General features: G+C 69.8%; 11 protein-coding genes and 1 pseudogene. 4 read left to right on the top strand and 8 right to left on the bottom strand.

Going from position 1 to position 12,089, the window contains the following annotated elements; all coding sequences use genetic code 11:
- Window positions 1–151: 151 nt before the first annotated feature.
- The 3 genes from ABZ719_RS36315 to ABZ719_RS36305 form a co-directional block, all read right to left on the bottom strand.
- Window positions 152–1,132: a helicase associated domain-containing protein gene (locus ABZ719_RS36315; protein WP_366729441.1), complete on the bottom strand. Its 981-nt coding sequence runs from the start codon at window positions 1,130–1,132 to the stop codon at window positions 152–154.
- Window positions 1,133–1,250: 118 nt separating this feature from the next.
- A complete protein-coding gene (locus ABZ719_RS36310; protein ID WP_366729440.1) occupies window positions 1,251–1,430 on the bottom strand; it encodes a ubiquitin-like domain-containing protein in 180 nt (59 codons plus the stop codon).
- 547 nt (window positions 1,431–1,977) lie between these two features.
- Window positions 1,978–2,349 carry an STAS domain-containing protein gene (locus ABZ719_RS36305; protein WP_366729439.1) on the bottom strand — a complete coding sequence of 124 codons (372 nt, stop codon included), beginning with the start codon at window positions 2,347–2,349 and terminating at the stop codon, window positions 1,978–1,980.
- Window positions 2,350–3,035: 686 nt separating this feature from the next.
- Between ABZ719_RS36305 and ABZ719_RS36300 the strand changes: the two genes are divergently transcribed.
- Window positions 3,036–3,416: a DUF6193 family natural product biosynthesis protein gene (locus ABZ719_RS36300; protein ID WP_366729438.1), complete on the top strand. Its 381-nt coding sequence runs from the start codon at window positions 3,036–3,038 to the stop codon at window positions 3,414–3,416.
- A 289-nt stretch (window positions 3,417–3,705) separates the two neighbouring features.
- Here the strand turns inward: ABZ719_RS36300 and ABZ719_RS36295 are convergent.
- A pseudogene (locus tag ABZ719_RS36295) lies at window positions 3,706–4,032 on the bottom strand (GNAT family N-acetyltransferase); the annotation flags it as partial.
- Between the two features lie 630 nt (window positions 4,033–4,662).
- On the opposite strand from ABZ719_RS36295, the gene ABZ719_RS36290 reads away from it, so the two are divergent.
- Window positions 4,663–5,448, top strand: a complete 786-nt coding sequence (locus tag ABZ719_RS36290) for a hypothetical protein (RefSeq protein ID WP_366729437.1) — start codon at window positions 4,663–4,665, stop codon at window positions 5,446–5,448.
- 346 nt (window positions 5,449–5,794) lie between these two features.
- Here the strand turns inward: ABZ719_RS36290 and ABZ719_RS36285 are convergent, their stop codons facing one another.
- A complete protein-coding gene (locus ABZ719_RS36285; protein WP_366729436.1) occupies window positions 5,795–6,037 on the bottom strand; it encodes a hypothetical protein in 243 nt (80 codons plus the stop codon).
- Between the two features lie 346 nt (window positions 6,038–6,383).
- A complete protein-coding gene (locus ABZ719_RS36280; protein WP_366729435.1) occupies window positions 6,384–6,557 on the bottom strand; it encodes a CsbD family protein in 174 nt (57 codons plus the stop codon).
- Window positions 6,558–6,696: 139 nt separating this feature from the next.
- Between ABZ719_RS36280 and ABZ719_RS36275 the strand changes: the two genes are divergently transcribed.
- Window positions 6,697–6,867 (top strand): hypothetical protein, encoded by a 171-nt coding sequence (locus ABZ719_RS36275; protein WP_018565842.1) that lies wholly within the window; start codon window positions 6,697–6,699, stop codon window positions 6,865–6,867.
- 521 nt (window positions 6,868–7,388) lie between these two features.
- On the opposite strand, the gene ABZ719_RS36270 is transcribed toward ABZ719_RS36275, so the two are convergent.
- The gene (locus ABZ719_RS36270) at window positions 7,389–8,162 is read right to left on the bottom strand and encodes an alpha/beta hydrolase (protein ID WP_366729434.1); all 774 of its coding nucleotides are present in this window, start codon (window positions 8,160–8,162) and stop codon (window positions 7,389–7,391) included.
- A 549-nt stretch (window positions 8,163–8,711) separates the two neighbouring features.
- On the opposite strand from ABZ719_RS36270, the gene ABZ719_RS36265 reads away from it, so the two are divergent.
- Window positions 8,712–8,870, top strand: coding sequence for a hypothetical protein (locus tag ABZ719_RS36265; RefSeq protein WP_366729433.1), 159 nt, complete (start codon window positions 8,712–8,714; stop codon window positions 8,868–8,870).
- Between the two features lie 97 nt (window positions 8,871–8,967).
- On the opposite strand, the gene ABZ719_RS36260 is transcribed toward ABZ719_RS36265, so the two are convergent.
- Window positions 8,968–11,475: a Helicase associated domain protein gene (locus ABZ719_RS36260; protein ID WP_366729432.1), complete on the bottom strand. Its 2,508-nt coding sequence runs from the start codon at window positions 11,473–11,475 to the stop codon at window positions 8,968–8,970.
- Window positions 11,476–12,089 lie beyond the last annotated feature (614 nt).

Genomic DNA, 12,089 nt, shown 5'->3' with positions numbered 1-12,089 from the left:
ACGCCCCGCCGGGCGGCGGGCCCGCCCGGCCCCGTCGCGTCGGCCTGCTGGCGCCCCCCCCCCGCCCCCCGCCGCGGATGTCCCCCACCCCCCCGCCCCCCCCCCCCCCCGGGGGGCCCCCCCCCCCTCTCTCTGTCCCTACGCCCGATCGCTACCAGCGCATCCCCAGGGCGGTCCACTCCGCCCGCTGCTCCTCGGACAGCTTGTCGGCCCGGCGCCGGGTGTTGTCGATGACGGCACCGGGCTTGATCTCGGTCCCGTCCGGCAGCACCTCCACCGCCTTCCGGGGCACCCGCAGGTGTCCCTCCCGCTCGAAGAACTGCCGCGCGGCCGTGAGATTTACCGCCCGCGCCTGCTCCCGCTTCCCCACGGGCCGCGCCGCACCCTCCGCGCCCTCGTGGCCGGCGGGGGCGGGCTCCAGGCCCAAGGACTCCAAGAGGTACTGCTGTGCGGGCATGAGCCGGTCCCACCCGGCCCGCTGCCCTGCCGCCCACGCGCCGAGGTCTTCGCCCTGCACGATCACCTCACCCGCGGCCTGGGGGAGCGGGGCGCCGGCCCGGACGTGTGCCTGACACAGCCGGTAGACGCGCTGCCATCCCGCATCCCACACCGGGCACCACCCCGCGTCGATCGCCTCCAGCGCCTCCCTGCGCCCCTCGGTCAGCTCCCCAGCGCTGGGCACGCCCGTCTCGTCCGCCGCGCGCCGTGCGGCGTTCTGGACGGCTTTCCGGGCCGCCTGCCGCTGGTTCTTCGCCCACACGCCGATGGGTTGCCCCTCCCACACCGCCGGGGCGGGGGGCACGAAGTGCCCGTGTGCCTCGGCGTACGAGCGGGCGACCGCGAGCATGCCGTCCCACTCCGTGTAGACGGACCACACCATGCCCAGCGCCTCCAGCTCGGCTACGCGGGTAGCTTCCAGCGTCCCGGCCGCGTAGTACCTGCGCTGATCCGCCAACCACGCACCCAACGGATAGAGCCCGGGCCCTGTCCAGTCCTGCGGGGTCCGGTACGCGACCGGGACTGACAGCACCTCCGAACCGGTCTCCCGCAGCCACCGCTGCGCGGCCTCGATGCCGCGCCGCCAGTACGTGTCCTCGGGGTCGATGACGCGCAGCCGCACGAACGCGGCCACCGTCGCAGGGGCGCGCTCGGTGCTGAAGGCGCTCAGCGCCCGTACGGCGGCGTTCGGGCCGGGCCCGGGCAGGCGGGTGACTGTGAGGGGTGATCGTCAGCCGTGACAGGCCCGAGGGTTATTCGCCGGCCGCCATGATGGCTTGGACGATGTCCCCTCCGCTGTTACGCAGTGCCTCGACGGCTTTGCTCCTGCTGCAATTGACCTGCAACATGACCGTTTCGATGTCTTTGGGGTCGACTCCCGTCTCGTCAACCGGACCGTCGTCGTATACACCGGCACCTTCAAGATCGCTCATGAAGTCCCTGGCTCCTCTCCAAGCAGGCGCGGTCGGTCGACTACGCGCTGATCTCAAGCTAGGACCGTGCGGGTCTGGCGTGATCATTTCTTCAACCGGTGCATACGAACGAGTGGTGATCTTGCGCGCAAAGGGAGGCCGGGACCGCCCTTCGGCCCGCCGTACGCGCACCCTCACACCGCGGCTCCGGCGCTGGTTGACGCTGTCGGTAAACCAGGAGTGGGCGTGTCGAAGGTCGTCGGTGCCCACTGCCCTGACCCGGTACGGGAGTTGCTCACCCTGAAGCTGGTGAGCAACTCCCCACCACGTGACCGGCCTCCCGGTCCCCTGCCGCTGCTACCAGCGCATGCCGAGGGCGGTCCACTCCGCCCGCTGCTCATCGGACAGCCTGTCGGCCCACCGGCGGGTGTTGTCGATGACAGCACCGAGCTGGATCTCCGTTCCGTGCGGCCGGACTTCCACCGCCTTCCGCGGCACCGGCAGGTGCCCCCTCCCCCTCGAAGAGCTGTCGCGCGGCCGCGAGGTGGTGGCGGGCTCGCCGGTTTCGTCAGGGCTGCCGGGGCGGGGTGGTGTCGTGGGTGAAGAGGTCGTAGGCGCCGGTCCTCTGCAGCAGGCGTGCGGGCTGGGGCTGGAGGCCGGCGAGGGCGAGACGGCCCTGCTGGGTGTGCAGACGCTGGTGGAGGAGGATGAGGAGGTTCAGGCCGCTGGAGTCCATGAAGGGCACCCCCGACAGGTCGAGGCAGAGGGTGTGGCCGTCGTCGGGGAGCAGGGCGGTGGCGTGGGTGAGTTCGGGGCAGGTGTGGGCGTCCGCTCGCCGGTGCGCTGCTGTCCGGCAGGCCGCATTGCGCGGTACCGCGTCCGGGGTCGCCTCGTCGGCAGCGCGGTGGCGGGCCGGAGGCCGGGCCCTTCCCCTGCGCACCCTGCGGGGGAACGCCTGGGAACCACGGGGGCGGCGGATCTTCCTGCGTCATGTGCTGCGAACGGGTGGTCGCGGTGGCGATGACGGCACGCCTCAAGGGGCGGGGCTCTTGGATGAGTACTCCCGGGGCCGCACGGCCATCCGGGACAGTCACAGAGCGAAGAGGTGGACGCATGGGACGTTTGTCAGCGGGTGTTCTGGCGGTGGCGGCAGCGCTGACCGCGGTGGTCACGGTGCAGCCCGCGCAGGCGGCGGCCACACGCCCCCCTCTGCCCGACACCACGGACGAGGCGTTCAACGAAGAGTGCCTGGCCGCGCACAACTCCTACCGCGCCCAGCACGGCGCGCCGCCCCTGGTCCTGGACGACGCGGCCTGCAGCGCGCCCAGGCCGCCTCGACCTCGACGCTGGACGGGCTGTCCACGCCTCCGGGACCGGGGCCGAAGGGCTACGGCGAGAACCGCTACTGGCTCGCCACCTACGAAAACGAGCCGGCCTCGTGCGCGGAGGCAGTGAAACTCTGGTACGAGCAGCGCTGGACGGGCGGATACGACTGGGACCGGCCCGCCGACGCCCGGAACCTCACCCCGGCCCGGCTCTGGCACAACTTCTGTGGAGTCGGGATACAGCACCTGCGGTGGACGAGATGCTCGCCTGGTCGAAGCGACGTTCTGACACCCTTCTCCCATGGACGCAGCGAGCACGGCGGCGAAGGACATCATCGAGGCCGAGTGGACGAGGCTCCTCGCTTCAGACCGCGTGGACGCTGATGTGGTGCGCGCTGCCTACGCCGAGCCCAGGTTGCGACAGCTCTTTCCTTGGGTGGGCATGTGGGAGCTGCATTTCAGCCGGTGCACCGGGCATCCCTGCACGTGGGACGTGCCCTACATTGCCCCACGACGGGGCGGGGGCTTCGTCGTGGAGGGACCGTCCAGGGCGGAGTACGTCGGTGAGGCCGACACGGCCGAGGCAGCCGTGGACATGGTGGCGGAGCGTCTGCCCCCTGGCTGTGGTCGAGCGATTGTCGGCAACCGACACGACCTCGCCGCTTTGAAGGAGGAAGGCTGACGATCAGGTCGCGACCTTCCCAAGCGACGGTTCTCATAGAAGTTGAGCCAGAAACCGAGTTTCGACAGCAGCGCGTGCGGTGACCGCAGGACAGCGTCGCGGGGTCACGAGAGCCCGGTGTCATCCTGGATGCGGGCGTGGAGGTGTTCGCCGTGCCAGCCGTCGGCGTGGAGGAGCGCGCTGCGCATTGTTCCTTCCAGAGCGAACCCGGCCTTGGTGGCGACCCTGAGGAGGCCGTATTGGCCACGGAGTGCGTGATGCGCAGGCGATGGAGTCCGAGGCTTTCGAAGGCCCACTGGCTAATGGAAACAGTCGCGTTGACCACGGCTCCGCGCCCGCGGCCAGCAGGCAACAGCCAGTAGACAAACTCGCCGCTGCCGCCGAGCAGGTCCAGGTCGGCGAGGCCGATCAGTCCCACAGGCGGATCGTCGCCCGTAGGAGCGATGGCCCAGACAGCGGCCTCCTCGCTCTGCCACCGTAGCTTCCAGCGCGCGATCTTCTCCCGGGCCGTGTCCATGGTCAGCCGACCGGGACGGTTCCAGCGCTGGATGTCCGGCTCGAGGCACGACTGCACCAGGACCCGCGCGTCACTCTCTCGCCAGGGGCGTAGATGCATGCCGTTGGGGAGCGCAAGGGCGGGCTGCCGTGTTTGCTTCATCCGGCCAGGCGGCACCACGGGGGCTATCGGATCGATCATCAACCCATCATGCCGAGGGGGATGCTATCCGTTCCCGTGAACATCGACATTGGGCCGGACGGGGCGCCACTGCGAGCAGTGAACATCCGCTGTCGTAACTTGGGTTCTGGCACGACTTCCGTGAAGCGCGCACGCTGAGTGACGGCCGTCGGGGCCCATCTTGGTGGGGTCGACAGTGCGGCGTCGTGGAAGAGACATCGCCTCGCGTGGAGGGCCTGCTGCTACCGTCCATCGCTGAAGTGTCGGTGCAGTCGCTGGATGTGAGCCACGAGGCGGCACGCCTCAACGTCAGCAGTACGTCGACCGGGGCGGCATGGCCGGCCTGTGGAAGCGAGTCGACCCGGGTTCACAGCTCTTACCTGAGGTTTCCCGCGAACGCGCCCAGCGGGTGACGTCTGGTGGTCCTGCAACTGCGAGTTCGGCGGTTCTTCTGTCTGCAGTCTTCGTGTGCTCGGCAGACGTTCGCTGAGCAGTTGCCCGGACTGACCCGGCGGTACAGCAGGTGGACGGAGCGGTTGCGGTCGACTCTCGCCGCGGTGGGAGCGGTGCGTGGTCGACGTCTCCAGTTCCGAACTGACCGCAGGGCAGTTGCTCGGTGCCCCGGAGATGGCCGAGCTGGGCGGTATCAACGCCTCGACGCTGCGCGCCTACTCGCGCGGCGATAACGAGGTGCCACTGCCGCAGGCCACCGTCGGGGGCCGTGACCAGTGGGCCCGCGCGGTGGCGGAGGACTGGGTGGAGGCCCGCCGGCGCTCCTTCGAGGGCATCGGGGCCGCCATGGCCGCGGAAGACCGCGACAGCCTCTCGCCCGGCGCGGCCGAGGGCCGCGACCGGTTCGCCACCGACTTCCAGCGCACCCTGTTCGACCGGCCCGACGTACGCAAGCGATGGGTACTGCGCCAGCGCAACAGGGAATCGGTCGCAGAGGTCGCCGGCGAACTCGCCTGGACCGTCGCCGCCAGTCTCGACCGGATCATTCCCACCGAGCACCTGGGGCGCGTCGTCCGGGCCGCGGTGATGCACGACTGGCAGGAGTCCCTCGACATCTACGCCGGCGCCAAGGGCACACACGGAGAGGGGGCGAAGCAGTGGCACCGGCACCTCAACCTCACGGTCCCGGTGGCCAAGATGCTCGACTGGTACATCCGCCACTTCCCCGCCAACGCGTACTCCAGCATCGGGGACATCCAGCGCGAGGCACACGAGAGGTGGGGCATGGCCAAGACGGACGCCCTGCGCGCGCTCCGCTCCGCGCTCTCGCTCGACGGTGAGCTGACGGAGCAGCAGCGCGAGACGTACTTCGCTCTGCTGGAGCCGCACGAGGACACCGACTGACCCGTCCCCGCTGTGCAGCACAGGGGGCCGGAGCCACGGGCACTGGCTCCGGCCCCCTGCGACGTGACTGTAACCGGGCCGGCGCCCGGGCCGAGTTCAGGGGCGTACCCGATGGGCGTTCCCACCGCTGCCTCCCTGGAGGCACCCACTGTGATCGTTACCGTGATCGCCATCGCTGGAACGCTCGCCGGTGCGCTGCCGCTGTCCGGACCGCTGTCCGGCAGGCAGGCCCGCACCGCGTTACGCGACTGTGAGGCCGCCGTCAGCCGCAGGACGCGGTGGGCGCCGTGGCTGTCCGCCGTCGCCGCCCACCGCGCGGCTTGCCCGAACTGCACTCGCGGGGCTGCTACTTCTTGTTCTTGTGGCAGGCCCACTTGCCGTTGACCTTGGTGTAGTGCTCGCCCTTGGGGCACTTCTTGTGTTTCGGGGTCTTGGTGGGGTCGGGCTTGGGTGCTGTGTGATGGCTCGCCGCGACCGTGGAGTGCATCGGCGCCGCGACGGCGGCGCTGGTGGAGGCCACGGCTGCCCCGCCGGCGAAGACGCCCGCAGCGACGGCAGCGGCCAGAGCGCGTGTGATCGTGCTGCGCATGATCGTCGCCTCTCTGTAGTCGGCATTGCCTTCCACTCACGAGTCTGAATAGTTCTCCCGGTGAGTGCATCTCGACCTGCGCAGGCGGTCTCGTCTGGCGTTCGACGGCGAGGCAAGCGGCAGTCAATGTGAGTCGGACTACCGGGCAGGGCAGGGGGCAGAGAACAGGAGTCGTGGTGGACCGGTGGACTGGTGAGTGGACCTTTCTGACGAACCGGCCGGGCGGGCCGGGGCCGCGCCTTGGGGCGTGCCGACGGACGGGCCAGGCCCCCACCATGACGATCTGTCAGAATGGGCGCCGTTCTCGCCGCACCGGCAGGGTCCGCTGAGGGGCATGCAAGCGACGTCAGTGCTTGAAGGCGTCCTTCGTCTTCTCCTTGGCCTCACGAGCGTCGCCGATGCTCTTGTCGGCCTGTCCCTCGGCAGCCATCCGGTCGTTGCCGAGGGCACTGCCGACAGCTTCCTTGGCCTTGCCCTTGGCCTGCTCGCTCTTCGCCTTGGCCTTCTCACCGGCACTCATGAAAGACAGCCTCCTCGAAGTCTTCGGTCGTTGTTGCGGTAGCCGGCTCGTGCCCCGACCGGCCCCTCGCAAACAAAGGGACATGCATGGAATGCGCGCCAGGATGGAGGGCATACGGCGGGTCAGGAGGTTGATATCCATGGTTCCCCTTTTGCTTGTACTGCTTCTCGCGCTCATCCTTTTCGGCGCCGGTTTCGCCCTCAAGATTCTCTGGTGGGTAGCCCTGGTCGTGCTGGTGGTGTGGCTGCTCGGGTTCCTCGTGCGGTCCACCAACGCCGGCGGCGGCCGCGGCCGCTGGTACCGATGGTGACCTGACACCACACGCACCCTTGCGGGGCCCGGCCGTGCCAACGGCCGGGCCCCGCAAGCGTGCCTGGGGACGGTCAGGAATCACACCGGGCGAATGCGTCCCAAACAGGATCTGGGGTAGGTGTGCGGTAGTCGGGGGCGGGGCGGACCCGCGCGTCAGGAACCCGCGCAACCTCCGGTCACGTCCTCGCCCCCGGCACCCGCTCACGCCGCAATCCAGTACACCGGTGCAGAGGAGTGGTGACACCCTGGCGGGCCGCCCCGTCCCCGTGCCCCCGGAGGGCAGCCTGGCCGCCCTCCACGACGCTGGTGTGGAAGCTGGCCGCTCCGGCGGCGCCGCCGGCATTCCCAGCGTGGCGAGACGGTGCCTCCACCACACCCTGCTCGACGCTGCCGCCTACGCGAGACTGATCGGCGGACCACCCTGCTGCGCGGTACCCGATCCGAAACGTCACGATGAAGGGGCGGCCCGGGTCACCGCACGGTGACCCGGGCCGCCCCCTGCGCTGTGTCCGCGACCTGCTAGTCGTGGTCCGAGAGCGCCGCCGCAGTGGCGCGTGCGAAGCCTTCCGGGTTGTCCAGCATGATGTTGTGCCCGCAGTCCGGGATGGAGACCACGGCCACCCCAGCTTCGGTGAGCGCATCGGTGCCCGGGAGCGGGCCGTCGGCCTCGGGCAGCAGGTAGGTGCGGGGGATTTTCAGGTCCAGCAGATACTCACGCATGGTGGGGACGGTGCCGCGGGTGAGGTGGACCGCGCTGCGATGCAGGGCTTCCCGGCCAGCCAGGCGCATCGTGGACCACCAGTGGCAACCAGCCCGGTCACGGATCTCCTCCCAGCCGCCCGCCAGGAACTCCTCCTCGGAGTACGCGGCGATGCCGCTGCTGCCCGCGGAGCCGGGGGCGGGCGGGATCGGGTCAAGGTTGGCGTCGACCAGGACCAGGCGGGAGACCAGCTGAGGATGCCGGGCAGCCAGGACGATGGCCACCGCGCCACCCATGCTGTGCGCGATCAGCTCGGCGCCCGTGACACCTACGCTGGTCAGGGCCGCGGCGAGGGCATCGGCGTGGGATTCCAGGGTGTAGTCGAAGTCCGCCGGCCGGTCGCTGATGCCGTGCCCGAGCAAGTCGATCAGCAGCGAACGACGTCCGGCGAGCAGAGGATGAACCGCAACCTCCGCAAAGTAGGCCGGCGACGTGGCGCCCAGACCATGGACGTAGACGCGGGTCGGCTCCTGTCCCGGCAGCTCAACCCAGCGGATCTGGCCGCCCTCGGGCGTCACGGCGGCGTTGCGCACAGCTGCTTCCCTTCACTCCGGATCGACGGAGAGACGAGAGTAGCCACCGGGCCTCGGTGCACCACCACCGCCCCCAGCTGGACGTTGCGCGGGCACCACAAGCCTCGGCCTCCACTTCCTCCAACGGTCACCGCGACCGATCCGCGAACGGACTCCCAGGAACGGTGGTGCTCCTGACGCACGGCGGAGAAGGCCTGCATCCGGCGAAAAACAGGGCTACACAACAACCCGCCGCCCTAACAATCCTTCTCACATGGCTAGCTGGCGCCGGAGGACTTCGCCGGTTCCGGTCGGCCACTTCCTACCGGCGCAGACACGAAGGGAACTCGGATGGTCAACCTCACCCGCCGGCAGTCTCTGCGGAGGCTTCTCGTGGCTGCTGGAGCCCTCACCGCCGTAGCACTGTCCACGGCCCCATCGAGCGCTGCGCAGCCTCAGTCCGCGCCAGCTGACTGCCCCAAGGGTTACTTCTGCGGCTACAAGCAGAGCAACTTCCAACAGCTCGGCTTCCGGTACAAGGACTGCTACAAGCAGGAAATTCCCGACGGCATGGGTAGTGGAGGTTCCTGGTACAACAACCAGACCGCGGGCACGCAGACGGGCTTCTACGACAAGAATGGGAACTTCCTTTCCGCGACCGCCGGCGCCCCCGACTCGGACGCCCACGGACGCTGGGGCCCCGTCTGGTACGTCTGGAACTGGTGCTGAGTATCGGGGATCGGTCACAGCGACTGATCCCCGAACGCTCGCGCAAAGCTCCCATCATGCCACCACAGGCTTGCAAGCCCTTCGGCTATCCCAGCCGCTACCAGCGCATGCCGAGGGCGGTCCATGCCGCGCGCTGCTGGTCGGTGAGTTTGTCGGCGCGGCGGCGGGTGTTGTCGATGACGGCTCCGAGTTTGATCTCGGTCCCGTCGGGCAGGACTTCCACCGCCTTGCGGGGCACGCGGAGGTGTCCTTCCCGTTCGCGGAACTGCCGGGCGGCCGCGAGGTTGACCGCCCGCGCGGCCTCCCGCCGCCCCACGGGCCGCGCCGCGCCCTCCGCGGCCTCGGTCCCGGCGGGGGCGGGTTCCAGGCCCAGGGTCTCCAGGAGGTACTGCTGTGCGGGCAGGAGCCGGGCCCATCCGGCGCGCTGCGCCGTTGCCCATGCGCCGAGGTCTTCGCCCTGCACGATGACCTGCCCCGGAGCGTCGGGGAGGGGGGCGCCGGCGCGGACGTGTGCCTGGCACAGCCGGTAGGCGCGCTGCCATCCGGCGTCCCATACCGGGCACCATCCCGCGTCGATCGTCTCCAGGGCCTCCCTGCGGCTCTCTGGCAGTTCCCCGGTGCTGGGCACGCCCGTTTCCCCGGCCGCGCGCCGTGCGGCGTTCTGAGCGGTTTTCCGGGCCGCCTGCCTCTGGTTCTTGGCCCACGTCCCGATGGGTTGCCCCTCCCACACGGCCGTCGCGGGCGGGACGAAGTGCCCGTGCGCTGCGGCGTACGAGCGGGCGACGGCGAGCATGCCGTCCCACTCCGTGTAGACCGACCACACCATGCCCAGCGCTTCCAGCTCGGCCACCCGCTCGGCTTCCAGCGTCCCGGCCGCGTAGTACCGGCGCTGATCCGCCAACCACGCACCCAACGGATGCCCACCGATCCCCGCCCAGTCCTGCGGGCTCCGGTACGCGACCGGCACCGACAACACGTCCGACCCGGTCTCCCGCAGCCACCGCTGCGCGGCCTGGATGCCGCGCCGCCAGTACGCGCGTTCGGGGTCGATGACCCGCAGCCGCACGAACGCTGCCACCGTCGCAGGGTCGCGTTCGGTGCTGAACCGCAGCACGCCGGCCGCCGCCGCTCTCACCCGCGCCGCCCCCTCGCCCTCCTGCTCCTGGTCCTCGCCCTCGTCGCCCAACTCGCCCTCGTCACCGGCCAGTTCACCTCCCTTCGGACCGCTGCGCGGCCTCGGGTCGGCCAGTGCTTCCACGGTGTCCGTGTCGTGCGCACGCAGCGCCCCGAGGACCTTCACCAGGGCCCCGTAGGCGTCCGAGGTGAGCATTGCGTTTTCATCCTCGTCCGGCCCGAGGAATACCGGCACGATCAGAGTGGCCAGTTTCCCGTGCCCGGGATGCATACGCAGAGCACGCCCGACCATCTGCACGATGTCCACCATCGAGCCCCGAACGTCCGCGAAAAGAACCGAGTCACACTCGGCCGTATCCACTCCTTCACCGAGGACACGAACCGACGAAAGCACCCGCAATTTCGCGGGCACATCACGACCCGAGAACGCCTCGCCACCGAGGAAATCGGAAGCGAACTCATCGAGCACCTTCCGCCGGTGCGCGGGGGCGTGCTCGCCGTAAAGCCAGTCCGCCCACACCTGCTCTGCGGGCGGGAACTCCTCGGGGTCGTCCTCGGCCAACCGCAGCGCTACGCCGGGCACCGTGGCGGCCATGGCTTCCGCATCCCCGACCCGGGAGTGGAACGAGAGGACCCGTCGGAACCGCTCCGCCGACGCGGCCCGCATCACCCCGGCAGCGATCGCGGACAGCCGCGCTCCGCGCACGGCGTCCGAGGCTGCGTCGCCGGCCTGGAGCGCTGCCCACAGGTCGGGGTCCCGGATGTCCATGACGAGCACCTGATACGGCGCCACCAGGCCCATACGGACGGCATCCGACAGCTTCAGCTTGTAGGCCACAGGCCCGAAGACAGGCGAGTCCTCATCCATGCTCGCCACAAGCCGCGGCGCGTCTCCCTCGGCCTCCCAGATGCGGGCCGTGGCGGTCATGTACACCCGCCGCACCGCCGGGAGCTGCGTCTGGTCGTGCACGGCCGCCCACGGCTTCCCAACGTCCCCACTCGTCCGGTGCGCCTCATCGACGACCATGAGGTCGAACGCCGGGAGGCCGGCGCCGTGCGCGCGCTGGAGGATCCCGAGGCCCACCGACGCGTACGTCGCGAACACGGTCACCGTCTCCAAACCACCGACCCATTCCGCCAGTTCGTCCGGATCGGTCGTGCAGGGCACCCCGTCCGACTCGTCCGCCCGCAGGGAACACACCCCGATCATCGCGCCTTTACGGCCGCCCGCACGCCATGCGCGGGTCATCTGCGTGAGCAGATCCAAAGTCGGCACCAGGACCAGCACGCGCCGCGCGGAAAGCCGGTTGGCGATCTCGGTCCCGATGAGCGTCTTCCCGGACCCGGTAGCGGCGATAACCTGAGTCCGAAGTCCCTCGGGCGGAATGGTCCCTCCCGGCGGCACAGACAGCATCTTGAGCGCCGAATCCACGACCTCAACCTGATGGGGGCGAAGTTCCATGCGGGTCATATCTGCTCCGTTTCTCACGCCACGCTCAGCGTGTTTATCGGTGGGTGTCCGGGGCGGGGTTCGGGCATCTGGTCTGGGGTACTGTTGCTGTTGGAGTCATCGGCGTGACGTATTGCCGGGACAACGGGATGCAGATGCGCTGGACAGATTGGTTCAGATTTGCGGCGGGATCCGGACCCTGTAGGGGGACCCGAGAACGATCCCAAATCTATCGGCCCGATGTGAAGTGACGCACAGGGTTGTTGGAAGGTGGGGTGATGTGGTTGGGTGTGTGCGTTCACCCCGGGGTCCGGACCAGATGCCGGGGGAGGGGAGCGCAAGGGTGACGGGCCGTCACCCGGCCCCGGGTGGGAAGTTGACGCAACGTCAATCAGCACCGCCCACGGACCGTACCCCCTCCCCTCCTTGCTGCTGCCTGGTTCGGGGCGCGGAGCGTCCCGGACCCTCCGGACTCGGCGGAGCCGGGTCCGGACTGCCGGGCCACGGAGTGGACCGGCAGCGCCGGAACGGAGTTCCGGCCTCCCCGCGCTTGCGCGGGGACAGCCGGAACTAACGGTTTCGTCCGTACGTCCCTTTCTCGTGCAGTCGGCCGATCAGATCCCGAAGATCGGTCA

The sequence above is a fragment of the Streptomyces sp. NPDC006743 genome (assembly GCF_040703815.1).
Taxonomy (GTDB): domain Bacteria; phylum Actinomycetota; class Actinomycetes; order Streptomycetales; family Streptomycetaceae; genus Streptomyces.
The sequence above is the reverse complement of the archived record's forward strand: the minus strand, read 5'-3'. Positions and strand labels throughout refer to the sequence as shown.